The sequence below is a fragment of the Sulfitobacter sp. F26204 genome, from assembly GCF_026410305.1.
Lineage (GTDB): Bacteria > Pseudomonadota > Alphaproteobacteria > Rhodobacterales > Rhodobacteraceae > Sulfitobacter.
On sequence record NZ_JAPMLQ010000011.1, the window covers coordinates 61,885 to 86,549 of the forward strand.

The window sequence follows — 24,665 nt, forward strand, 5'->3', positions numbered from 1 at the left end:
TTAGCCGGAAAAGAGATCAAGATGACAAATGAACTACAACAGGAAAACCAGCAGGGTGCAGCAGCGCTTGACGAACTTTCCGAATTCTCCGACATCCTAAAACAGACCATCAAACCCCGTTCCGAAGTGGCCGCAAAAGAAGTGGACAACGCGGTTGTCGCGCTTGTGCGTGAAGCAATGGGTGATCAGTCGCTGATTGCCGAGGATGTGATCGATACGCTGGATGCGATGCTGGCAAAGCTTGACGAAAAGCTGAGCGACCAGATGAATGAAATCATTCATAACGAGGAATTCCAGCAGTTTGAATCAAGCTGGCGCGGTCTGGCCTACACGCTCAACAACGCCGAGACTGACAGCACCTTGCGAGTCAAGGTTCTGAACATCTCGAAAAAAGAACTTCAAGCAATGATGCGCCGGTATCCCGGTGCCAAGTGGGACAAGTCCCCGCTGCATGATATGGTGTATGAGCAAAATCTGGGGACATTGGGCGGTAAACCATTTGGCTGTTTGATCGGGGATTATCATTTTAACCAATCTTCGCCTGACGTGAACTTGCTGAACTCTATCGGCAAAATTGCCGAGGCGTCTTTGGCACCATTCATTTCCGGCGCCTCGCCCGAATTGCTGGGGCTGGACAGTTGGAATGAGATTTCCGTGCCACCGGACCTGAGCGAGATTTTCGAGACACCGGAATATGCCCAGTGGAACAGTCTGCGCGACAGTGAAAATGCGCGGTTCCTCGCCTTGACCCTGCCCCGTGTTCTGGCGCGGGAACCCTACGGCCCCAACAGCAATTCCGTGGTGGAAGAATTCAACTTTGTCGAAGATACCGACGGCCATGGTGGTCGGATGTATTCATGGATGAATGCGGCCCATGCCATGGCGGCAAATATCAACCGCGCTTTCAAGGAAAGCGGTTGGACCGTTCGCATTCGCGGCGTGACCTCAGGGGGTGAAGTTGCCAATCTGCCGACGCATCTGTTTGATACGGGTGACGGTGCCAAGGATCTGAAGTGCCCGACAGAAGTGTCGATCACCGACCGCCGTGAAGGCGAATTGTCCCAGGCCGGCCTGATCGGCTTGATCCACCGCCAGCATACGGACAAAGCGGCGTTTATCGGTGCGCAATCGCTCTATCGTCCGAAGAAATATGTCGATGACCTCGCGACGGCGTCAGACAATATGTCGTCACGTATTCCCTATATCTTTGCTGTCTCGCGTTTCAGTCATTACCTCAAGGCGATGGTGCGCGACAAAATCGGGCAAAGCCCCGATCGTATGCAATTGCAAATGGATTTGCAGGCATGGATCAACAAATATGTTTCAGGAAACCCAGACAGCGCCAGTGAATTTGAAAAGGCGAAAAAGCCTTTGGCCGGCGCGAAGGTCGAGGTTGTCGAGGACGAATTGAACCCGGGTTATTATCAGGGCAAGTTTTTTCTCAAACCTCACTTCCAACTGGAAGGCATGGATATTGGCATGAGTCTCGTTTCCAAGCTGCCAACAGGTAAATAATAACAAATTTCTGCCGCGCAATTAGGCGCGTCAGGTACTAAAGCCAAAAGGAGTGAACTTAGATGGCTATCGATTGCTTTTTGTATCTCGACAACAATATTGTTGGTGAATCCCAGGACGACAAGCACCGCGACTGGATCGACATCCTATCGTGGAACTGGGGTATGACACAGTCGGGTACAACCCATCAAGGTGGCGGCGGTGGCGGCGGCAAGGTTGACGTTCAGGACATCACCATCAGCAAGTATGTTGACAAGGCGACACATGACCTGATCGCGCGCTGCTGTTCTGGCGAGCATATCAAGAGCGGCCAGCTTGTCGTGCGTAAATCCGGTGGCCAGGCACCTGTTGATTACCTCAAGATCGACATGGAAGACATCATCATCAGCACCTACAACACGGGTGGCAGCAAAGACGGCCTGGACCGTGTTCAGGAAACATTGACGCTGAACATGCGCCGTTTTCAGGTGACCTATACTTTCCAGGAGCAGTCCGGTGCGGCAGGTCCGGAAAGCATGGCCGGCTGGGAAATCGCCGAAAACAAATCCTGGGGCAAGTAATTACGGTTTACCCGTTTGCTCCCTTCCTATCAAAGAGGCTGGCCTTTGGGCCGGCCTCTGCGTCCAAGGCCACTGGGGATAACCAGCTATGGTTGGCCCGAACGCAAGCGAGATTATGCAAAATCCCCCTTTCGATAAACGCCTTCCAACCCAGCGCATCTGGCGCAAGGGTGAACGTGCCAAGGTGTCTATCCTGCAGGTTTTCCGAAATTCATACGATGCGGGTGATGCACTGGGCAATACGGCGGATGCCCAGGGTGGTCCGCGCAGTTTGCAGCGCCGTGATGGTCTGGACGAAGCAACCCTGCGTAAGTATTTGCAAATAGATTTGAATGCACTTTTGAACACGGTTGAACTGGGTTCTGCGATAGATTTGACAGATGTGCCGCATGTGGCGGCATCGATTGCGAACTACGGCTTTGGCGATCTGTCCAATGTGTCTGCGGCAGAAATCAACAGTCCCGGCATCAAGCAGGCAATCCGTAATTCTCTGGTCAATCACGAACCGCGACTGGTGCGCGAAAGCATCGAGATTGAGGTGGTAGAGCCTGAGGGTGATAATCGGCAACGTCTTTCCATTTCCGTGACGGCCGAACTGATGGGTGACCCGATAGATATTCCGCTGAATTTCGATGCCGAAGTCGATATGGGGGCGGGCAAGCTCAAAATGTCCAGACTGAGGATTCACGCATGAACGGGGGACAGTTGTGAAACACGCCCTGCGAGAAGCCTTTAATCGGGAACTGGCCCTGCTCAAGGAACGTGCCGCGGAGTTTGCGCATGACTATCCCGGCCTCGCAGACCGGTTGGGAGGGTTGGTTGAGGAAAACCTGGACCCGACGGTGTCTGGCCTGCTTGAAGGCAGCGCGCTGCTTGCGGCGCGGGTGCAGACAAAAATGCAGGAAGAATTCAAAACCTTCACGCATGAGCTGCTGGATCAGGTGTTTCCCGATGCATTGGCACCGACCCCTTCTGCGATGTTGGTCAAGGCAAACCTGCCCTTGGAGAATACAGATCTGGTAAAGGGGCTTCGTTTTGACGCCGGTGATTACATGGATGCGCGTTTCAAGGATACAGACCGCCAGATTGCCTGTCGTTTTGCGCTCGCCGCGCCTCTCACTATTTGGCCGCTAGGCATCAAGGAGGTCAAATATCATGCGGGTGCCGGCCCGATTGGTGCATTGGGTCAGGAAATTGCCTATGGGACCAAAGGCGGTATGGTTCTGACCCTTGAACGTCTTGGGGCCAAGGGAACACTGCCTTCGGATCTGCCATTGTCGGGACTTGGCGGTGATGAAGAATTGGACGAGTTGGTTGTGCATCTGACTGGACCGATGAGAGACAGTGTCGCGTTGTTCGAACAGATATTCTGTGACACTACGCGCATTTCGTTGCGCTGGCTGAATCCGCAGGGCGATCCGGTGTTTGCGACCCTGCCCCTGCGCCATCTGGATCAGGTCGGATTTGACCGCGATCAACGGTTGTTTGCCCACAACACCCGTCTTTTCGAAGGCTTTGCTTTCTTGCGCGAGTTCTTTGTGTTTCCGCGCAAGTTTGCAGGTTTCCGTCTAAACGGGATGGCGCAATTCCTGCGCCATATCAGACAATCCCAGGTCGATGTGATTTTTGAGTTTGATACGGTCAATCGTGCGCTTGCCTCGCGGCTGGAAAAGGAACATCTGGCGTTGAATGCGGCCCCAGCGATCAACCAGTTCGAGGAAATGTCGTCGCAGGTGCGCATAAACAGCAAGGAACACGAGGCGATTGTCACGCCAAACTCCACGCCGATCACCCACTATGAGGTACAGTCGATCAAGGAGGTTTGGGCCTTTTATCAAGGTCAGCAGAACAAGGTACCGGTTTATCCACTCTATGCATTGCCGCCCGATGGCAAAGACCCGAGACAGGTATTGTACTATACCTATCGTCGACGCCCGCGTCGGTTGACAGCTAATGAACAACGTTATGGTGCCTCAAATTATCGCTATCGGGGCACTGAAACCTTTGTGTCGATCTATGCCCCGCCTGGGGATGAAGTGGTGCAGCGTCTGCAGGTCAATACCCTGTGTTCGAACAGGCATCTGCCTGAGTATCTGCCGATTGCGCAGTCCAGGGATGACTTCTTTTTCTGCGATGACCAATCCGTGACCTTGTCCTGTCTTGCAGGGCCAACTGCGCCGATGGACAGTTTGGCGGACCTGGAAACCGGCGCTGCGCATCGCACGACCTCCGGTGATGTGTATTGGCGGCTGGTGTCCTATCTTTCGTTGAACCACTACGGGCTGGAAAGCCGCGACGGCGATGATGCCGCGGGCAGTATGCGCGAGATGCTGTCACTGTTTGCGGACCTTTCGGACAACGTAAGCGAGGCACAGATTACAGGGTTGAGCAAGGTCGAGACCCGCCCGGTTGCCCGCACTGTTGCACAGGCTGATGGCTATCATACGGCACGGGGACTTGAAGTTACGCTGACATTCGATGAAGAAGAATATCAGGGCACAGGCGCGATGTTGCTGGCCTCGGTGCTTGACCGGTTCCTGTCTGAATATGCGGCAATCAACAGTTTCACCCAAACCGTAGTCCGCACGGTACAGCGCGGTGAGATCAAGGTGTTTCCTCCACGTTCCGGCAGTGGTCCGCTGCTATGAAAAAGGTGAACAAGACCGAATTGCTTGACCAGCGCGACAAGCAATCCAAAGCGGCCTTTGGTCAGGGATTGTTCAATCTGTTGCGCCGCTTGGAACGCGAGGGCCAGGATAGTCCGCGCATCGGCAAGAACACCCGCCTGAAAGAAGCCCTGGTGCGTCTGGGCCAGGACCCGTTTCTGGCCTTTCCAGACACAGATATGGCGCGTGTCGATCTGGATGCCAACCCGCCAATGGTGCGCGCCCAGTTTCTGGGGTTCTTTGGCCCGCAAGGTGCCTTGCCGCTGGTCTGGACCGAAGAAGTCCAGCGATGGTTTGAGGATGGCGACGCGAGCTTTGTCGCTTTCACAGATATTTTTGCGGCGCGTTTTCAGGAATTGTTCTTTCGCGCATGGTCGGATGCGCGGGCAATTACACAATATGACCACGCGGCAGAAGACCGGTTTTCAACATATCTTTTGTCGATTACCGGTACGGGATCACCCAGCTATCACACCCGCGATTGCGTGCCCGACGCAGCCAAGCAACGCCTTGCGCCGCTGGCGGCGGGGCGTGTCAAAAGCCCGGTGCGCCTGCGTCAGATGTTGCAAGTGCATTTTGGAGACAGGGTGAGGATCGACATCGAAGAAATGGTTCCCGCCTGGCTGGAGTTTGAACCCAACGCCCTGAGCCAGTTGGGTATGCAGGCGGCAACCATGGGCCGTGATATGCATTTGGGCGAACGCCTACGTTCCATTGGTGAAAAGATCACCATCCAGATTTATGTTGAAACCTATGAAACCTACGTGCGTTTTCTGCCGGGCGGTCCTGACCACGCACATTTGCGGGATCTGACCTTCTGGTATCTGGGGCGCGCCTTTGACATCGAAGTGGCGCTTTGGTTGCCCAAGCCTGAAATACAACCCGCCGTGCTGGGCCAGACCATCATGATGGGGTGGATGGCCTGTATGGCACCGGATCCTGAAAACCCTGAACATCTATTGCGCGTCACCCGGTTCGATCTGGAACCGTTGCATGAAACGCAGACCCAAACCAGACAAGCGGCGGCATAAGACCCAAGACCGCGACGAAGAGGACGCCTGATGACCGAGATCACGATTGAAAAATATGCCGGCAAGATGAACCGCGCAGGCTATGATGCCTTTTTGCAGGCCATGCGTCATGCACGTAGTGAACGCAACCGACAGGTGGAACTGTGTCACTGGCTTTTTTATTCGCTGTCCAACAAGGATGCTGATCTGGCGGTGACGCTGGCGGAATTGAAACTTGATCGAGGCCGGGTGTTGAAAGACTTTGACAAGGCCATGTCCGCGCTCGACAAGAACGTGACTGAGACACCGGGCATCTCTGATTTCCTGAGCGATGCATTGAACCATGCCTGGACCTATGCAACCTTGTTTTTTGGCGAAGCACAGATCCGTACGGGGCATGTTCTGGTTGCCTTGTTGAGTGACCCGCATTTGAAGCGTCAGCTTACACGGTACTCAATGGTGTTTGACGAGGTTTCTGCGGAACGGATCAGCCAGAACAGCCGCAGCCTCTGGGCAGATTCCGACGAGGAGACCCTGCCACCGATGGATGGTTCCGGCCTCTCCTCCGGCGGAGCGGAACAGGACAGTGATCGCAAGGGCGCTGCCACTGCATTGGGGCGTTTTGCCAAGGACATGACCGCTGTTGCAGCCACCACTGATCCGATCAAAGGGCGCGGCGACGAAATCCGCCAGATCATTGATGTACTGCTGCGCCGTCGCCAGAACAATCCGATTTTGACAGGCGAAGCGGGAGTAGGCAAAACCGCCGTTGTCGAAGGGTTTGCACAGGCATTGGTTGCGGGCAATGTGCCCCCGAAACTCAAAGGTACCCTGCTGTACGAGTTGGACATCCAGGCGATGCAAGCGGGTGCCGCGATGAAGGGTGAATTCGAACAACGTCTGAAATCGGTGATTGACGAAGTGCAATCAAGCCCGACGCCGATTATCCTGTTTATTGACGAAGCACATACGCTGGTAGGTGCTGGCGGTGCGGCGGGGACCGGAGATGCGGCGAACCTGTTAAAGCCTGCCCTGGCGCGGGGCACGCTGCGCACAATTGGCGCGACGACCTGGTCAGAGTACCGGCAGTATTTTGAAAAAGATCCCGCGCTGACCCGGCGTTTCCAGCCTGTCAATGTGGATGAACCTTCGGTTGAGCAATGCTGCTTTATGTTGCGCGGGATACTCGGGCCGATGGAAGCACACCATAATGTGCGCATTTCAGACGAAGCAATTGTTTCCGCAGTGGCGCTGTCGCATCGCTATATTCCGGCGAGGCAATTGCCGGACAAAGCGATTTCATTGCTGGATACCGCTTGTGCCCGTGTCGCAGTTAGCCAGGCCTCAACTCCGGCGCGGATCGCGGACACGCGAGATAGAATAGACGCCTTGACCAGTGAAATCGCCAGCAAAGTGGCAGAGCGTGATCTCGGCGAAACCGACGAGGAGCGGCTGGCGGAAGCGGAAGCGGAAAAAACCAGGTTGGAGGCGCGGTTGGCGGAACTCGACGCCAGTTTCACCGCCGAAAAGGAAGTTGTCGACCGCATTCTGGAACTGCGCCTGAGCCTTGAATCCAAAGCGGCCCAGGATGGCGGTGAAGATAGCGGCGAAACGCTTGATCCTGAGACCGCGCGTGCAGAAATGTATGAAAAGATGGCTCTGCTGGATGGCGGCAATCCCGACAACCGCATGGTCTATGCCCATGTTGATGGTCAGGCTGTCGCCAGTGTGATCAGTGACTGGACCGGGATCCCTGCGGGTCGGATGGTACAGGATGAATTGCAAGCGGTGCTGCAGCTTGCCGATCGGCTGCGCGAGCGGGTGATCGGACAGGACCATGGTTTAGCCGCCATTGCCAAACGGATCGAAACCAACCGCGCAGGGCTGGCGAACCCAAACAAGCCGATTGGCGTTTTCATGCTGTGTGGTCCCTCGGGTGTCGGCAAGACCGAAACCGCCCTCGCACTTGCAGAACAGCTTTATGGTGGTGAACAGAACGTGATCACCATCAATATGAGCGAGTTTCAGGAAGCCCATACTGTGTCGTTGCTTAAAGGCGCGCCTCCCGGCTATGTCGGTTATGGCGAAGGCGGCCGACTGACCGAAGCGGTGCGGCGCAAGCCCTATTCCGTGGTCCTGCTGGATGAAATTGAAAAAGCGCATCCGGATGTGCATGAACTGTTCTTTCAGGTCTTTGACAAAGGCATCATGGAAGACGGCAACGGCCGCGTGATTGATTTCAAGAACACGATTATCCTGCTGACCTCAAATGTGGGAACCGACGTGATCATGGAGATGGCCGAAGCAGGCGAAACCACGCCGAATATGGAAGAGCTGGAAACAGCTCTCAAACCCTTTCAGCTAGAGGTTTTTCCGCCCGCCCTTTTGGGCCGGATCGTTTCCATCCCTTATTTCCCGCTGGGTCGCGATGTGTTGACTGGCATCGCAAAGCTGAAGCTAGGCGCTGTCGAAAGCCGTCTCAAGGGTGCGCATGGGGCAGAGATCACCTATGCCGAGGGTGTGATCGAGCATATCGTCGAACAATGCCGTGATCCTGACAGTGGCGGGCGGATGATCGACAATATTATCACCAATTCCATCTTGCCCGATCTCAGCCGTCAGGTGCTCAGCCGGATGGTATCGGGGGATGCTTTTGAAAAGGTTGAGGTGCGCGTCAACGACGGCGCGTTCGTCTATGTTTTTGAGTAAATTCGACCAACAGAAATTCTGCAAACGCTGAAATTGAAAACAGGAGATAGATAGAATGCCAGATAATTCATTGGTAATGGCTGAACTGGTCAGCATGGGGATGGGGCTCAAGATCCCGTCAACGTCACTTGCTGCCAATCTCATCAACGGGTTTTACCTCAAAATCACTTCCGGCGGGCAAACGACCGTTTATGGCGTTGCCGCAACTCTGGGGTTCGATCAAGGCGGGCTTGTTGTTTATGGTATTGCCACTGATCCCTTTGGCGTAAAATTCGACTATTCCAAGGGCGTCACACCTCATACTCTTGAGAACAAGTTGGTGGATCTGTCGATTGATGCGGGCATCGTCATTGCGAAATTGGGCAAGATCGACATCAAGCTGACCATCTATGACGAGAACAATGCTCCCATGATGTCAGTCGAACGCGTGGATGTAGAAGCGCAGGGCATTATGATCGCCGATGCAAAGGTGCGCGGCCGTTTGGTAAACCTGAGCAAGGGTGCACCCGCCAACTAGCCGGTTTCAGAGCATCGCCAGCAGCGTGTCCACCGTCTTGAGGTATGATTTTATTTCGGCAGGAATGACAACGGGTCTGGGGGCGGGCGCAACCGGCCTTGCGGTGCCGCTTGCCCGGGCCATCTTGCGATCGGCCCAGAGGTGTAAGTCAGAGATCGTCTTGCTGCGCAGGAAGGGGTTGGCGTTCACAACCTGTGCCCCCATGACCGCCAAGACGCTGGCACCCGGGTCGGCCCGCAAGGCGCTGTGTGCACCAGCGGGTCCCAGAAAATGCGCGAGATAAAGTCTGCCTGCGGTGATCTGATGGCCACGCGCACGCAAATATGTTTCGTTTTCTCGCGCCAGATTGCGTACCATCTCACGGCTGAGCACCGGATCGGTGCGCAGGGCAAGCAGTTGCGTCCGCCCCATCTTTCCTACCAGATCGGGCCGATAGTCGCGCATCATCCGCAGCCATGTTCCCTGAATAAACTGACCCAGACCAGTTGCCGTGGACAGCGGATTTTTTGCCGTGGCCACTCCTGCACTTTCGACGCGAATGATTTGATTTACCAGGGCGTCCACGGCTTGTGATGCACTTCCGCTGCGGCCGCCGGCATAGGTAAGCGGATCAAGCGGTTGACCACCGGCATGCAATTCGAAGTGCAAATGCGGCCCCGTGCTGCGTCCGGTTGTACCGACATAGCCGATGACCTCGCCTGACCCGACTTGTTGGCCGGGTTTCAGCCCTTTGGCAAATGCATTCAGATGCGCATAGCGAGTCTCAACCCCATTGCCATGATCAATGTAAATGACATTGCCATAGCCACCTCCATCGCCTGCCCGAGCGATACGCCCTGCGGCCACGGCCAGCACCGGCGTTCCCGTCGGGGCGGCCCAGTCAACACCGTTGTGATTGCGCAACTGCTTCAGAATGGGGTGATGACGTGGTCCGAAGCCAGAAGTTTTCACTCCGTTCACAGGCACCAGAAATCCACCCCCCAGACCGCTGGATCCGCCGTGACCCGCTGGTGGCGTATCAAAGTCAAAGCAGGCAAAATTATCGGTCCCCGCAGCAGCGAGCACATAGCACGGCATGTTTCCCGATTTGCCGTGGATTCCGATATAGAATATTTCACCCAAACCACGCCCCAAAGGCCCCGGGTCAGCGGCACGCAACAGGATCATTTCATCACCGGGCGCGACAAATCTGTCCAGATCATATTTCTGCGACATCAGGACAATCAGTTCGCCAACAACATTCGTGGCAATGCCGTTGCGGATCGCGGCCGAGTAGAGCGCATCCAGCAGGCGAAGTTCTCCGGGGCGGGCGGTGTCCTGGCGCATTTTGTCTGAGCGAGATAAAAGGTCTTCATCGATCCAGGGATCTGCCGCAGCTTCAAACCGCCCTGCGCCGACCTGGGCAAGACTCGTCAGGTAGCCCTGTGGACTATAGACCGACATCAACATCAATCGCCCGGTCGCCGCATCGGGACGCAGGCGCAATGCAACCACGCTACCTTCGGGGAGGGATGCGGGTAATGTTGTCTTTTGGCTGGCCGCCCGTTGGATGCTTTCGCTTTCTCGGGCGCTCAACCCCGCTGTCGTCAGTATCTCGGTCAGTTGCCTTTCCGCGCGCAATAGGATGATCTCGTCCTCATAAAGCGGTTTGCGTTGGTTTTCGCGCAGGGTGATGACCATGCTCGTGGTGTTTTCGATCTCTGTCTCGACATAAACCGCGGCCTGGCTGGTGGCTTTTTCAGCGGATTGTACCTCGATGAGTTCCCCCCAACTGCCTGCCTCATTCACCTCCACCAAATGACCCTGGGCAGCGGCTGCTGTCTGTGGCTTGGCGGCCATCGCACGCAATCCTTGACTGCGCTGTGCTTTGAACAGGGCAAAATCATCGCGGCTGGAGGGGAGGGTTGTAACCAGACGCTTTTCAGCCACAAACAACCTGTCCTTGAGCGCCAGAATTGCCTCTGTGCCACTTTGCTTCAGCCGCCCGCGGGCAAAATCTGGTGGTGCGGGTAGGGATTGCGTCAGGTCCTTTGTGTTGGCAGCGAAACGCAGGATCATGGGGTCACGGCGCAGATCGATGAAGGAGTTCAATCTTTCGACTTCGATCGAGGCTTGGGCGGTTTCCTGACTTTGGACGAGAGAAAAACCATCGTCGCCTTGGTCATTCTCAGGTACGTCCACTTGATGTGACGGCTGTGTGCTGTCGAGATTGTGCCAATGCGTCACACCCCAGAAGATGCAGGTGGATATACCGCAAATGGCAAGTGAAATCACAGCCACACGCAGTCCCAGTCGGCGTCGACGACGGCCTCTGGCATGGCGCGCAGTGGTGCCAAAAGCGGGGTCGACCTCAAAGGGCATGTTTAGCGGAAAATACCCAGTGACGTGCCGCCCGAAATCGTCCGGCGCGGGGCGGCCTTTTTCGCCGCAGGCTTTGGTGCTGCCCGTTTTGGTTTCGTTGCTGCACGTTTGGTCGTGGTTGTGCGGGTGCTGGTCGTTCTGCGGGTTGTAGTGGCGCGCGGTGCCACGGCTGCAGCGACCGGTGCGGCACAAGTGATGTCGTCGCGCAGCACAATCTGGCGGAACAGTTCGACGGTTGGATCAAGAGACACCGCCTCGACGCCGTCAATCTCGTCAAAATAGCGGCCTACCGAACTGCGCGACCCCCCGCCCCACTTGCCATCAATGCCGGAACGATAACACCCCATACGTGCCAATTCGGTTTGAAGCGCAGTGGCAAGCAGTGGTGTTGGCGGATCGAATGCACCGGAGTCCACGAGGCTGCTGAATAGAGCGGCATCCTGTTCACGCAAGGCACGACGGGCTTCAAGGTTGTCATAGCTGATTTCGTTGCTGGTGACCTCGCCCTGAGGTTGGGCGGGTGAAAAAGAGGCCAGTGTCAGGTCTTCGATAATGCCCACAATGATCGAGGGTTCGGGCAGGCCAGCGGCTGTTGGCAATGCGGCCAACTGGGATTGTGGCGTCGGTGCAAAAATCACTACCTCGCCCGCTCCCGATGCCGGAGCAGAGGCGGCCTGCATTGCGACGGGGACCACGGCCACATCGCCTGCCGGGGCACTGACCGGTGTGAGGGACACAATCGGATTGCTGACGCTGGCGACGCTTGTTGTGTCGCCGAGCAGGGAAACAACGGGGGACGCTGGCACGGCTGCGGGGCGCAACACAGGCTCTGTCGTCAGGGTCGTTTTGATCGGCACGCCGTCCAGCAGAACGCTAAGCGGGGTTTCTTCCAGCGGCTTCACTCTGAGCAGGTCCGTCATGCGGGCCCCGTCGGCGGGACATGCTGCATCGGTTGCGGCGGAGACCGCGCTGAGCAATTCCATACCGGGATGTGCCAGTGGCAATACCAGCGCGGCAGATTGCGCCGGACAAGCCTCGATCAACAGGGCGACATTGGTCAGGCCCGCCTGCGCCAGCCGGCTGACAACATCGTCAAAGCGCAGATCACCATCCCCAAGTCGCAGCCCGGCACCATCCCCTGAAAGAGGTCCGGTCAGATAGACCACGGCATGTTTGCTGACGGTCAACGTATCAACGGACGCCATCACCGTTTCACGGGATTGATCCCGCAACAGTTGTACAACGTCCATGCCCCCCCTGCGCAGTGCTTCGGCGGCATGAAAGGCATCGGAAAAAGCACGCGGCGCCTCTGGTCCGGATTGACCGATGACAAGCCCCTGCCATTCCTGTCCACTGGCTGGAACAGCCAGAACAGAAGCAGTGGCGCAACACAGAGTCGCCAGCCAATTGCGCAATTTCCCAGGTCGCCCGGAAGGGGTCATGTTGAACAAACTCCTGTCTTCCGTGTGATCCTACATCAAAAACCCGTTTGAGGGCGAGTCGCAAAGACAACAGACGGAAAATGTTTATGGTGGTGGTGGATAAATGAATACGGTCCAGCGTTCGCTCTTGCGGGTATCGACCTCGTGAAACCGTGCCTCAATCAGACCCCGCACCAGACAATCCTGTTCGCCGCGTATCTCAAAGCGGTCCGGTGCAACACACATGGGTGTTGAACCGGCAAGGACTTGTCGACCAAAAACATCTTTTGCATAGACGTAAAAATAGCGTGCCGTGAGTGTATCATTGATGACATTGGCACATTGATTGGGCCCGATTGTCCACCAGCCGGAGGTTTCAAAAGCATCTCGATCATAGGCCCCCAGGGCAACATTGATCACATCCAGGGTCTGATTACAGACAGCAAATTGGGCGGAAACCGGGGATGTTGCGGCGCAGACAAGGGTTGCAATGCTTGCCAAGGATTGCAGGAATTTGCCACGCATTCGTCACTCCGACACAAATAGACCCCCTGCAGTTGGCATCAAAAAAACCGCGAAATCAACGGCTTCCGGCGGTTTGCGTGAATAATGCATCACTATTCAGCAGGTTAGCCAAAATTGTGCTGAAAAAATGCGCTGAATAGAGTATAGTCAACGGATGATACGTATTATTTGCATAACGTTCGTTCTGGTACTTGTGACCATTGGTGGGGGCATCAGCCTGTCAAATGCCCATGGCTCTGCCGGCAAGGCTGCGATTTCCTCGCTAGACGTTTTTGCACCTGATGCTGTAAAGCGCGAAATTTTTGCCGCGCCGCTGCAACCGGTTACGCGCACCGGATCGGCAGAGGTCGTGACAGCGGATGTTGTGACCAAAGACGTTACGCGAGCAGATGGTTTCCAATGGCGTATCTTTGGTCCTTCACTGGCTCCGCAGCGCGGAATGCGTCCCAAATCACGCACTGACACGCAGACCCAAACAGCTCAGGTTTCAGTTCCGCAGGCACTTAGCCCGCCAGCATTGGATTCCAAAGCGACCGCCGCAAAGCCAAACGCGCCGCGCGCGCGCACCACTGCTGCGCCCGCGCTCAAGGTGCATCCGGTCCCTGCGGTGAAGACCCGTAGCATGCACAGCAATCCGAACCCCGGATTCCTGATCGGCGTTTTCCGCTAGGATCGCCAGCCTGGTAAAATGGCTCTCATTTTCGCATATTTTATGGTATAAAATCACTTTCTGCAACAATTCTGATTGACTTGTGACGCTCTAGGCGGCGCTATAGTAGACAATTGCTTTACAAGATTGCAGGAAAAATAAATGTCATTTCATCGCCTATTTGTCACCGTCTTTGCCGCTTCCCTTGCCGTCGCAACCCCGTCCTTTGCTCAGGAAGAACCGACATTTTCACTTGAATTGAACGGAGCGACCGAAACGGAAAGTGGCAGTTGCCGTTTGACCTATGTTGCAGCGAACCGGACCGGCAAAACGCTGGAAAGGACCGCCTATGAAGTGGCGGTGTTCGATTCCCAAGGTGCCGTGACCCGCTTGCTGGTGCTTGAATTCGGGGCATTGATTGAAGGCAAGACCAAGATCTTGCAATTTGACCTGAGCGGCACGCCTTGCGGATCGATTTCGCGCATTGTTGTCAATGATACGGCGGCTTGCACTGTTGCAGGTGCGGAGGCGCCGATCTGTATGCAGTCCCTGACCGCCTCTTCACGCACAGCAATACAATTCGGCATCTGATCACTAGATCACGGCGTGCATTGGCACGGATGACGACGGAAAGGATGTTATGGACCAGTTACTCGGGACGCAGATCAACCCGGCCACTATTGTGGTCTTTTTCGCTTTGGCGGTCCTGTCATTTTTATCGGTGACAGTATCGGTTTACAAAGTCTTTCAGTTTGCCCGAATGGGCGTCGGCAAACGCGCCCGTGCCGAAGAGATCCTTGATACATGGCTGTCAGGTCGTGGCGATGATGCGATGAAGCTTGCTTCGGATCGCAAGTCGGTTCTGGCGCGTATCCTGCAAGCTGTGTTTTCAGGAGTTCAGGCAAAGCCAGGTGAAACCGGATATGCCGAGGAACTGGGACGCCAGACGGCGATCATCGAATTGGCCACCATGACAGAGCGGATGCGCTTGCTGGAAATGGTCGTTCAGGCTGCGCCGATGCTTGGCCTGCTCGGCACCGTGATTGGCATGATCGACGCCTTTTCTGTTTTGTCTCTGTCAGAGGGAGGTGTTGATCCTGCTCTGCTTGCCGGGGGCATCTGGACGGCCTTGACGACCACGGCGGTAGGCCTTGCGATTGCGCTGGTAGCCTATTTCTTTGCCAGTTGGTTCGAAAGCCGTATCGACCGTGAACGCAACCTGATCGAGGCCGCAATCTCTGCTGCGATCTATGGTCGGGTTGACCCAACCGCAAAGGCATGATGGGCGCGTGGCCAGTGGCTTTTCTCTGAACCTGCCTCAGCGGCGTACAAATTACCGCTTTGCGTTGACGCCTCTGGCCGATGCGATGTTTCAGTTGTTGATCTTCTTTATGCTGACTTCCGGTTTGACGCCCTATTCTCTGTTGCCGTTTCAGAGTGCACCGGCACAGGCCACCGCAGAGCCCAGCGTCGCCGCCGAAGACGGGACATTGCCCGATACGCCTGCGATGGATGAACAGGGCGATGTTGCGCTTTGGACTATCGAAGCCAAAGCAATACTGGTGGGTGGTCAACGGTTCGGTTTTGATGCACTGGACGATCTGGCAGGGGCGTTGGGTACGGCCGGTTCACCGGGTGCCGTCGTTTTGATTGTTCGCCCGTCGGCGCAGGTACAAGACATCACAACGGTTCTGGCACGCCTGTCAGCCGCTGAAGTTTCGTCGGTTCAGGTGAGTATCGGGGAGGAGTTCTGATATGCGCAAAAGCCTTCTGCCCGTTCAAACCCAGCCGCTTAAACCTGATGTTTCGTTGTTTATCGTGAATATCGTTTTGCTGTTGATACTGTTTTTCCTTGCTACCGGATCGCTTGTTGCCACACCGGATCAAGGTGTGAAACTGTCCGAAACCAGCGATCTGCCAATTGATCAATTGCCCTCGCCCGTGCTGGTGGTCGAAGACAACGGCACGCTGACCCTTGATGGTGAACCTGTCGCAAGCGGCGATCTGGCGCAGGCTCTCGCGGGCGCGCGCATTTTGCATTTGTTGATCGATCGCAGCGCACCGGCGCTTGACCTGTTGGAGCTGGTTGACCGGCCGGGGCTGAAGAACCTGGATATTCGCCTTGTCACCATTCACCGGAGCGGGGAGATATGAACTTTCTTCCTTACAATGGTACCGGTCTGAGTGGCTGGTTGGCGGCCACTTCGGGGGCAATCGTGTTGCATGGCGTTGCGATTGGCCTGGGCTTTGGAGGCTTGCAAAATGTTCTGGCCTTGGCGGCACCTGCTCCGGAAACGCGTCCGGAATACACGATCACGATTGCCCCACTGGACAGCGATACCATTGCCGGCCTGCTCAAACAGGAGGGCGAAGCCGGTGCTGATGACGGGAATGGCATTGATCCAGCAACGCCGGAAACGATGGAGGATGTGGAACGCGAGCAACTTGCCGCATTGGAGCCTGAAGAAAGTGCCCTGCCTGAACCCGTGGTTCCCGAAGCAATCGAGCCAGAGGCGATAGAACCGGAGCCAGAGTTGGAAGCGCAAGAGCCGGCCGCTCTCGAACCGGAAACACCCGACGCGCTTGACCCGGTTGTCGCCACCGCTCCCGAAGCGGCACCGGAAACGATCGAACCGGTTTCTCCTGTTGCTCTGGACACGCCGGATCTTGGTCCGTTGATCCCCGAAACCGTGACGGCTTTACCCTCGTCTCAGGCGCTTTCGCCGGTTGCGCCGGTCGGCACGGCCGGATTGATCACGGCACCTGTGCCCTCTGCTTCGGAAACGGTGCCACGTGTGCCACTCGAGGCGGAAACAATTCGTCCGGCGGCGGCAACAGGCACGGTGGTTGCTGCGGTCGGGCGACGCCCCAATGTTGCACCCGCAGCTCCCAGCGCCGCCGCGCCGGCACCATCTGCGCAGGATCTTGCCATCGGCGAATTGTTGCGTCGGATACAAACGGCAGTTACGGATCCCTGTCTGTTGGCCCTGCCCCGCCGCGATGGCGCCGATGGCGTTGGCCTGGCCTTGATCGCCAGTTCTGATGCGGCAATGGCGCGGTTTAGCGAAACCGTATTGACCGAAGCAGATCAGGACATTCGCCAGACCCGCGCTTTGGTGGACGAGCGCCAATGTGCCGCGTTGAACTATGTGCGCCTGAACAAGGATTACCCTGCAACCCAGTTGGGTTTGCGGCTCGACTCTGTCGAAGTTCTGTCGGGCAGCAACCTGACAGGTGTGCTCCGGGGGACGGCGGGGCGCTATGTGACCTTGTTGTTGATAGATAACAACGGCGTTGTGCAGGATCTGCAGCGCTTCATGTCTTTCTCGGGGAATTTTGCGCGTTTTGACATTCCGGTAACCCGTGTGGGCAATGCCCGTGACACCAAACAGGTGATTCTGGCCATCGCAACGCGCCGACCTTCAACCGTGATCCGCGACCGGTCTGGCCGCTTGGCGCAGGATGTATTTGCCGGACTCGGCGGTGAGGTTGCCACACAAGCGGCCATTGCCATTACCACCTTTGATGTGCGTTAAACCTCAAAGTTCTTCTTTTGCTTCGGTTGGTGTTTCAGGTTCCGGCGGCATCAGCATTACATAGCCCAGACTGGCCGAAGCGGCACCACCGCGTCCAGCAATCTCATCTAGAAGGGGTGCCAGCAGATCTTTTGCCAGAACGCCATCACTGGCTGTTGCAGCCCGTGCAAGCGGCGTGTCGCTGGCCAATATCAGGACAAGTTGCGGCACAGCCTCGGATCCTTCGGCAAGGTTCAATCCAAAACTCAGACTGCGTTGCCCGCCAACAGGGTCTGACAATCTGCCGGTCAGGTTAAAGACGGCTCCATTTGGCGTGATCAATGCAGCCCAGACCGATTGCGCACCGATCCCGCCGATGCTGAGGGTCATCGCCTCACCTGAAATCATCTGATCGGTCGACATCTGCACCCTGGGTGCTTCGCGACCGCGCCCCTGCAGGGCATGGATGAATTCAAGAGCTTCGCATTGTTCGGAGGTAACCTGCCGTGGCAAAATGGCCGGGCGTGCGCCGAATTTTTCTTCGTAAGCGACTGGCAGGCCGGGAAAAATGTCGCCGGTTTCCGAAAAAGCTTCGATCATACCGGCCCTTTGTCCCGCGGCAACCCGTGTCAACAATGCACATCGACCCGCATCGAAATTAGCCAGGAATCCGGCGCGGGTGTTGGTCTGACGGTCGGGCATGCCCGCCGAAGTGCCGCTGCGCGCCGGAGTTTCGACAGGGTCACCCTTATCGCCGATCATGCCCATCTGCCATGCGCCGAACCCGACAACACCGCTGACCACAACAAAGGCGGCTACCAACAGACCCAACGCCTTGTTGCCGCCACCGTTTTCGGTTTCGGGTTCTGGCGGAATCGTGGCTGGGGCCATGGTTTGCGGTGCCAGAGTAGCCGGATAGATGCTGCGTTGGGTCATGCCGCCAACCGGCATTTGCAAACCATGCGGCGGTGCCGTTAGCGGACCGGTCGTCAGCGAGGCATTGAAAGGCATACCTTCTCGGTAATTTGGTGGGATCAACTCGGGATGATCCAGCATGCGCTGAACTTCGTCCATCGAATTGGGTCGACGCATTGGATCAGGCTCAAGCATATGGCTGAGGATCGGGCGCAATGTTATCGGCACCGCCGACAGATCAGGAATGGTCAGCCGTGATTGTACAGCGACAACAATTGAACTGCCCATATCAAGCGGCGTACCGATGGCGGCGGCAGCCGTCAGCAGTGCCAATCCATACAGATCGGCGGGGGGACCAACCTCGCCACCGCCCAATTGTTCGGGTGCTACATATTTGTATTTGCCTGCAAACTGACCATGGGTGGTGCCCTCTGTCACTACAGTTGATTTGGCGATGCCAAAATCGATGAGACGCGCCTGGCTGACATCGCCGCCGGGCAACATGACGTTGTCCGGAGACAGATCACGATGCACCACGCCTTGTCCATGGGCCTTGGACAACCCGCCGCTCAGACGTTTGAGAAGTGTCTGGACCGCAGGTGGAGGCAAAGCACCGTATTTCTTGATGTGATCAGAGAGGGGAATACCTTCGATAAACTCCATGACCAGAAAATACTGATCAAGGTCGCGGTCGTGCACATAGTTGTAATAGCGTACGATTGCCTCGTGGGCGAGCTGGCGCAGGGTGCGCGCTTCGCGTTTGAACATCAGCCCTGCTTTTTCGTCTTCGGCCAGTTCCGGCAGGATCGCCTTGATCGCGACGGGATCTCCTGTGCCGATCTCGACACCACGGTAAACCGCGCCCATGCCGCCTGATTTCAATACCTCTTCGATCTTGTAGTTGTTGTTGATCGTTGTACCGACCCCCAATGCGGTCGGGCTTTTGGTGACATAGCCCGGGTCGGCGGGTGGCGTTGAAGGCGTCAAATCACTGGCTGGATCTTCCGAGGAATCCCCCGCCTGCGGATCATGTCCCGGATGCGACTGAAATTGCGTCGCTTCCTCATCTTCAACCGGCGCTGGCTCTTCTTGCGGAGTATCGGGTTGCGGCAAGGGCACGATACGCGTCTTGTCGTCGTCCTCATCCTCATTGGGCAGTGGTTCGGCGCCCTTGTTTTTATCGTCCTGGCTCACAATATTGACCCTGCTTCTGAAATATCTGAAACGAGATCAATAAGCATCTCGTCCTCGGCTGGGGGCGGCGCATCAGAACATCGCATCGCAATGACTGTTACATTGTCGCGTGCGCCCCGGTTTACTGTCTCCTCTATCAGACGCGTACATGCTTCTTGTGGCGGAAATTTCGCCAATGCTTCTGCTATTTCCGCATCCGTGATATGCTCCGTTAACCCGTCTGAGCAGATCAGAAAGAGATCCCCCAACTGTAGTGTACCGGTAACGCGTTCGCAATTGGGAGTCTTTGTTACACCGATTGCGCGGGTTATCACATTCTTGCGGTGCCAGTTCTCTGCCTGTTCCAGAGTAATAGACCCTGCATCCAACAGGGCATGGGCTTCTGTGTGATCGCGACTTTGTTGGGCAAGCTGTCCATCCCGCAAAAGATATAGCCGGCTATCGCCTGACCAGATGCAGGAAAACTGGCCCTGGTGCACCAGGAGTGCGGCCAGGGTGGCACCCACAGTGGCCCCGTTCATTTCTGCTGCGTGTTTGCGGATGATGTCGTTGGCGCGCGTCAAGCGTTCGTTGAAACGTGCATCGAGATCATCCGCAGAGACAGCAACGCCAATTGAATTCAGTTCCTGCACGATGGTCTGGCTGGCGAAATCACCGGCAGCGTGGCCGCCCATGCCATCGGCAACGACCCATAGCCCGTAATCGGGGCGCGAAAGATAGCTGTCTTCGTTCACTTCGCGTAAGCAGCCGACATCACTGCCCTGCCCTGTTTCAAAGGTGAAGTAATCGTTTCGGTTCACGCCTCTGCCTCCGCTTCGCCCGTTACACCACCCAACAGCCAACCCAACGCCAAAGGTTCGGGCATGCCTGAACATCCCAGCCATGTTGCTGCACGGTTCCGGTTCTTGCTCTGTTCGCCCGGTGCCCACCAATAAGACCGCGTCAACTGCGCCCGCTCGGCGTCCGGTGCAGCGGCAGATGCCAGCAGCGCGGCCAGATCTCCGTCGGGATGATGTGCCCAAAGGGTGGGGCCAAGTGCCGCGCGGCCTATGTCCTCGGCAAGAATTTCAAAGGAAATGTCTTTCAACAAAGCGGCAGCACCATGACCCGGCTCCATTTCCTCCAGATGCGCGGCCATCACCTCCCAGGGGGCCTGGTCAGTCGAGTCTCCCAATGGGACGGGCAGATCGGCGCCCTCTGCCATAATGATCAGCGGAAAACGCCGCCCGACACGATCGCGCGAAGGGCGCAATATTCCAACGACCGTACACCCCAACACCGCCCGACCGATCCAGAAACGCACATCCTGCGCACCATCCCAGAAGGGCCCCCATCCCTCGCCCATCTGATCGCGCAAAGGTGGCAAGATGGCGTCCAGCCATCTGTTGAAGGCATCCACCGTTTGCTCTGAGAGGCCTGCTTGCAGAAAATCGCCATAACCGGGATGTTTGCCCATGATGCCGATTTGTGCCGCCCCCATCTTAACGCTCCAACGTTACAGGACAGGAAAACTCGGAAAGTTCCCGCATCAGGAATGGGACGGTGGTGCTGTTGAATTCAATTCGGTAGGTGATCGTGCGACCGCCTACGTCATGTGTCACATCCACAACATTATTGCTGACACGTGACCGCCCTTTGCGCAGGAAATTCACGATGTCCCAGCGACCTTCGGCAAAAGTGAGGCTTGAGGTGCGGTCATCGGCGGCGGGAAACAATTCAAGTGCTACGCCTGAGCTTTGTCCGGGCCAACTGAGAGCGGCGGGGATGCTGTCGGGTTGCGTGCGCACCGATGCACCATTCATGGAGAGAATTGCCAGCTCAACTGACGGCGATGACGAAAGATGGCTGATCGACATGTCGACTTTGGGCTCGGCTGAGCCGGTGGCGAAGAACGCCAGTTGAATTGCCTGTGCACGGTCGAATTGTTTCAGCGTGGCGATTGAAAGCGACTGTCCGATTGCGCTGTCTGGCGCGGGTTGTAGACCGTCGTTGCCGCGGATCACATGAGGCTGCAAATATGAGGTATAGAATGTGTCGATCCGTCCACCAGGGCCGAAGAACTGACCAAAAACCGCAGGCGACAGATGTCGCCCGGTACCAAAGGGATAAAGCGGCGCGATCAGATCCCGGCAGAACTGTGTAACATCATCGTTCAGGGCACGGTTCAACTGCGTCATGCTCGCGGCTGTGGCGACGGCGCGGAATTCGGTCTCAACCTCGTTCACCATGGCAGACAAGGGGCCAGGCAGCGCGGTATTGTTGCGGGTCAATGCCGACAGGGATTGGCTTAACAAGGTTTCATCCGCCGGCGTCGGCGCCACCGCCGCCGTACGCCGGTTTTCACGCAGATCCGCGAGATTGGCGAGGATCACGTCGATCGGACGTTCAGGCGCCTCGCCGGTCAACAGCGCATGCCACTGGGCAAAATCGTCTGTGATCCGCTCAACCTGTCGCCGTTGGGTGTCCTCCTGTACAGCATTTCCCGCTCGGGTCTGGACCTTGCCCTTTTTTGCGACATTATCCAGCACAACCCGCTGAAAAACACCTGACTGGCTGTAGATTCGGCGGAAAACGGCGTCACCCATACCATCGCTCAATCCACCAGAGGCAAGCTGTTCGGGGGACAATTCCCCGATTTGGTCATAGAGCCGGGTCAGACGGGTTTCTTCCTCAACGGCCTCTACGTATTCCAACAAGGGCGAGGCCACCGGCGAGGACAGGATGGCCAGCGCATCATAGGCAGGCGCATCTATGGACAATGGGCCAAGGCCGATGCGGCCAAACATCTCGCGCCAGGCCTCGTTGAATTCGATCCGGTAGGCGCGATGGAGATCCCGCTCCAGATTGGAAAGCTGTGCTTCATAACCGACGCGCCCGGCGGCTTCCCCCAGCACCCATTGATCGTCCCGCAAACGGTCGCGTGCCGAGGTGAGTTCTTCGAGGAAAAAGCCCCAGTATCCTTCAAAGGTGTACATGCCTGGTACCCCGACGCTGTCCAGCGCGGAACCATCGGTGGTTTCGAATACCCGTTCAACGGCACCCGAAACCCGTTCCACCAGATTGAAGTCGGGCACGCCATAGGTGACAGCACGGTCCTTTATCGAGGCATAGGCCTGATCGGCCAGCGGCAGGTTAACGATTGCCTCGCGGGCGCTGCGCACGATCTCGGGGTCTATGGCCAGCATTGCCTGTCGATCATTGTCCAGCAGCAGCATCGCCTTGAGATGCGCATTGATTCTGTCACGCTCGTCTGCCTGACCGACACCGGCAAACATGCGCGCCCAGAGGTCTTCGAAATAGGCTTCGATAGCAGCATCATCGCTGCTGCCCTCGCCCTGGCCACCGAGCAGCAAATAAACCTTGAGGGCGCGGTAAGTCTCTGCGGTTTGATTATCCGCGATCAATTGCGGAATCCTGTTTTCCAGATGCAGGATCATACGTGGGCGTAGCATCCGCTCCAGCCCATCGGAATAGGCACGGTCCGCCGCCAGCGACACTTCACTGTGACGCGAAAGGCCCAGACCTTCCCACAGAGGTGGCTTGCGGGTATCGCCATAGCCCGCTGTCATATTACGCAGGTCTTCAAGGTAGAGCAGGACAAGTGACGGATCGGTATTATCGACCACAGGGCGGCTGATTTCCCCACGCGCATTGCTGAAATAGCGCTGCGCTTCGATATCAGCGGTGCGCAGCAAGGTCGCATTCTGCCAAAAACTGAAACCAAAGGCCCCCATCGCGGCCATGGTCGCACCGACAATCAGACCCATTGCGCCGGTGCGCAAAATTCTGGCGCGTCGGATCGCCTTGTAATCAAAGCTGACCCAATCGCGTTCTTCAAAGATCACGCGCTTGAGAAGATCATGTAAAAAGAATGACTTGCCCTTTCCGGACATAAAGGCGGGCTGAAATTCAACCCCTTCCTGATTGCGCGACATGGCACCCAGGACTTGATCAATTGGCGTGCCTTCCTGGGTGCCTGAACTGAAATAAAACCCGCGCAGGATTGCATTCGTCTTGTAGCGTGTTGGCTCAAACACCTGACGTATGAATTCTGACACGTTGTGGCGCATCATCGCCATTTGACCCGGCAAGCCAAATACCGCAATCCGGCTCACCCCGTCGGGTTCTTCGTTCATACGGTCGATGACTTCGTCGCTCAGACGTCCCAGCAGCGCATCAAACTCCGCCTCGACATTCAAATAGGTGTCAGCCTTGCGGTCCTTGGTCTGAAAGGTCACGCCCCAAACGTTTTTGCGTCGCATGGTGCTGAAACTTGCAAAGTATTCGCGGAACCCTGCGATCAAATCGGCTTTGGTGAACAGTACATAAACCGGGAAGTCGATCTTGAGCTGTTCATGTATTTCACCCAGCCGTTTTCGCACGATCTGGGCATGTGCTGCGATGTCTTCGGGCGCGGCGTTCAACATTTGCTCGACCGAAAAAGCAAGGATCACGCCATTGATCGGCTGATCCGGGCGGCCGTTTTTCAACAGTTCGAGGAACGATCCCCAACTCGCCTCATCTGCGGCGGCATCGCTGTCCTGGGTGGTGTAGCGTCCCGCCGTGTCGATCAGCACAGCTTCTTCTGCAAACCACCAGTCGCAGTTGCGTGTTCCGCCAAAACCAGCGCCGTGTTCGGGCATTGCGTCCAGTCCCGGAAACTCGATTCCCGAATTGCGCAATGCGGTGGTTTTGCCGGCACCGGGCGGTCCGATAATCACATACCACGGCAGGTCATAAAGATAGTTCTTGCCGCCCGATCTCTTGAGCTTGTCCAACGCAAGCTTCATGTTCTTGGCCAGAACCTTGCCGTCACCGGTGGTATCGGGGAGCAGGCTTTGTTCCAGTTTCCTGGCCTTTTTGCGTCGGCTTCGCCAGCGCAGCAGATAAATCAGGGCGATCAGGCCGATGAGACCGGCAATGGCAACGCCACGGGCAACGACTGTGCTGATCGGGGCATAGCCGGTTAACGGGAACCCGAACCAGATTGCGGCAAAGATTGCCGCGAACCCGCCGATGATCAGAAAAAACCGACCCCACTTGGATTTGGCCATGCGCATGATCAGGCGGAACAGGCGGACTATCGGATTTAATATCGCGCGCATCTC

20 protein-coding genes are annotated in these 24,665 nt (G+C 56.5%); 13 read left to right on the forward strand and 7 right to left on the reverse strand.

The features are described 5' to 3' along the window. Window positions 1–21: 21 nt before the first annotated feature. The 7 genes from tssC to OS190_RS18895 all read left to right on the forward strand — a co-directional run bounded on the left by tssC (window position 22) and on the right by OS190_RS18895 (window position 8,977). Window positions 22–1,515, forward strand: a complete 1,494-nt coding sequence (gene tssC / locus OS190_RS18865) for a type VI secretion system contractile sheath large subunit (RefSeq protein ID WP_267160257.1) — start codon at window positions 22–24, stop codon at window positions 1,513–1,515. 62 nt (window positions 1,516–1,577) lie between these two features. Beyond that, window positions 1,578–2,075: an Hcp family type VI secretion system effector gene (locus OS190_RS18870; RefSeq protein WP_267160258.1), complete on the forward strand. Its 498-nt coding sequence runs from the start codon at window positions 1,578–1,580 to the stop codon at window positions 2,073–2,075. Between the two features lie 115 nt (window positions 2,076–2,190). Beyond that, complete coding sequence (tssE, locus tag OS190_RS18875; protein WP_267160259.1) at window positions 2,191–2,769, forward strand: type VI secretion system baseplate subunit TssE; 579 nt, start codon at window positions 2,191–2,193, stop codon at window positions 2,767–2,769. Between the two features lie 13 nt (window positions 2,770–2,782). Next, a complete protein-coding gene (gene tssF, locus OS190_RS18880; protein WP_267160260.1) occupies window positions 2,783–4,723 on the forward strand; it encodes a type VI secretion system baseplate subunit TssF in 1,941 nt (646 codons plus the stop codon). Beyond that, window positions 4,720–5,772, forward strand: coding sequence for a type VI secretion system baseplate subunit TssG (gene tssG / locus OS190_RS18885; RefSeq protein WP_267160261.1), 1,053 nt, complete (start codon window positions 4,720–4,722; stop codon window positions 5,770–5,772). The genes tssF and tssG overlap by 4 nt, the downstream gene beginning before the upstream one ends. A gap of 30 nt (window positions 5,773–5,802) precedes the next feature. Beyond that, window positions 5,803–8,460: a type VI secretion system ATPase TssH gene (tssH, locus tag OS190_RS18890; RefSeq protein ID WP_267160262.1), complete on the forward strand. Its 2,658-nt coding sequence runs from the start codon at window positions 5,803–5,805 to the stop codon at window positions 8,458–8,460. 55 nt (window positions 8,461–8,515) lie between these two features. After that, complete coding sequence (locus OS190_RS18895) at window positions 8,516–8,977, forward strand: hypothetical protein (protein WP_267160263.1); 462 nt, start codon at window positions 8,516–8,518, stop codon at window positions 8,975–8,977. Window positions 8,978–8,983: 6 nt separating this feature from the next. On the opposite strand, the gene OS190_RS18900 is transcribed toward OS190_RS18895, so the two are convergent. The 3 genes from OS190_RS18900 to OS190_RS18910 form a co-directional block, all read right to left on the reverse strand. Further along, window positions 8,984–11,338, reverse strand: a complete 2,355-nt coding sequence (locus OS190_RS18900; RefSeq protein WP_267160264.1) for a peptidoglycan DD-metalloendopeptidase family protein — start codon at window positions 11,336–11,338, stop codon at window positions 8,984–8,986. A 2-nt stretch (window positions 11,339–11,340) separates the two neighbouring features. Beyond that, window positions 11,341–12,780 (reverse strand): hypothetical protein, encoded by a 1,440-nt coding sequence (locus OS190_RS18905; RefSeq protein ID WP_267160265.1) that lies wholly within the window; start codon window positions 12,778–12,780, stop codon window positions 11,341–11,343. 84 nt (window positions 12,781–12,864) lie between these two features. Further along, a complete protein-coding gene (locus tag OS190_RS18910) occupies window positions 12,865–13,284 on the reverse strand; it encodes a DUF1036 domain-containing protein (RefSeq protein WP_267160266.1) in 420 nt (139 codons plus the stop codon). Window positions 13,285–13,438: 154 nt separating this feature from the next. On the opposite strand from OS190_RS18910, the gene OS190_RS18915 reads away from it, so the two are divergent. The 6 genes from OS190_RS18915 to OS190_RS18940 all read left to right on the forward strand — a co-directional run bounded on the left by OS190_RS18915 (window position 13,439) and on the right by OS190_RS18940 (window position 17,469). Then, complete coding sequence (locus OS190_RS18915; protein WP_267160267.1) at window positions 13,439–13,954, forward strand: hypothetical protein; 516 nt, start codon at window positions 13,439–13,441, stop codon at window positions 13,952–13,954. A gap of 141 nt (window positions 13,955–14,095) precedes the next feature. After that, window positions 14,096–14,524, forward strand: coding sequence for a hypothetical protein (locus tag OS190_RS18920; protein WP_267160268.1), 429 nt, complete (start codon window positions 14,096–14,098; stop codon window positions 14,522–14,524). 49 nt (window positions 14,525–14,573) lie between these two features. Next, window positions 14,574–15,215, forward strand: a complete 642-nt coding sequence (locus OS190_RS18925) for a MotA/TolQ/ExbB proton channel family protein (RefSeq protein WP_267160269.1) — start codon at window positions 14,574–14,576, stop codon at window positions 15,213–15,215. A gap of 7 nt (window positions 15,216–15,222) precedes the next feature. Further along, entirely contained in the window at window positions 15,223–15,687 is a 465-nt protein-coding gene (locus OS190_RS18930) for an ExbD/TolR family protein (RefSeq protein WP_267160270.1), read from the forward strand. 1 nt (window position 15,688) lies between these two features. Then, window positions 15,689–16,087 carry a biopolymer transporter ExbD gene (locus OS190_RS18935; protein WP_267160271.1) on the forward strand — a complete coding sequence of 133 codons (399 nt, stop codon included), beginning with the start codon at window positions 15,689–15,691 and terminating at the stop codon, window positions 16,085–16,087. Continuing rightward, window positions 16,084–17,469, forward strand: coding sequence for a serine/threonine protein kinase (locus OS190_RS18940; RefSeq protein WP_267160272.1), 1,386 nt, complete (start codon window positions 16,084–16,086; stop codon window positions 17,467–17,469). The genes OS190_RS18935 and OS190_RS18940 overlap by 4 nt, the downstream gene beginning before the upstream one ends. Before the next feature lie 3 nt (window positions 17,470–17,472). On the opposite strand, the gene OS190_RS18945 is transcribed toward OS190_RS18940, so the two are convergent. Genes OS190_RS18945 through tssM form a run of 4 tightly spaced genes read right to left on the reverse strand, consistent with a single transcriptional unit; the run spans window position 17,473 to window position 24,662 of the window. Next, the gene (locus OS190_RS18945; protein WP_267160273.1) at window positions 17,473–19,557 is read right to left on the reverse strand and encodes a serine/threonine protein kinase; all 2,085 of its coding nucleotides are present in this window, start codon (window positions 19,555–19,557) and stop codon (window positions 17,473–17,475) included. After that, entirely contained in the window at window positions 19,554–20,357 is an 804-nt protein-coding gene (locus OS190_RS18950; protein ID WP_267160274.1) for a PP2C family protein-serine/threonine phosphatase, read from the reverse strand. The genes OS190_RS18945 and OS190_RS18950 overlap by 4 nt, the downstream gene beginning before the upstream one ends. Next, window positions 20,354–21,037 (reverse strand): type VI secretion system-associated protein TagF, encoded by a 684-nt coding sequence (gene tagF / locus OS190_RS18955; RefSeq protein WP_267160275.1) that lies wholly within the window; start codon window positions 21,035–21,037, stop codon window positions 20,354–20,356. The genes OS190_RS18950 and tagF overlap by 4 nt, the downstream gene beginning before the upstream one ends. Window position 21,038: 1 nt before the next feature. Beyond that, a complete protein-coding gene (tssM, locus tag OS190_RS18960) occupies window positions 21,039–24,662 on the reverse strand; it encodes a type VI secretion system membrane subunit TssM (protein WP_267160276.1) in 3,624 nt (1,207 codons plus the stop codon). Between the last annotated feature and the right edge of the window lie 3 nt (window positions 24,663–24,665).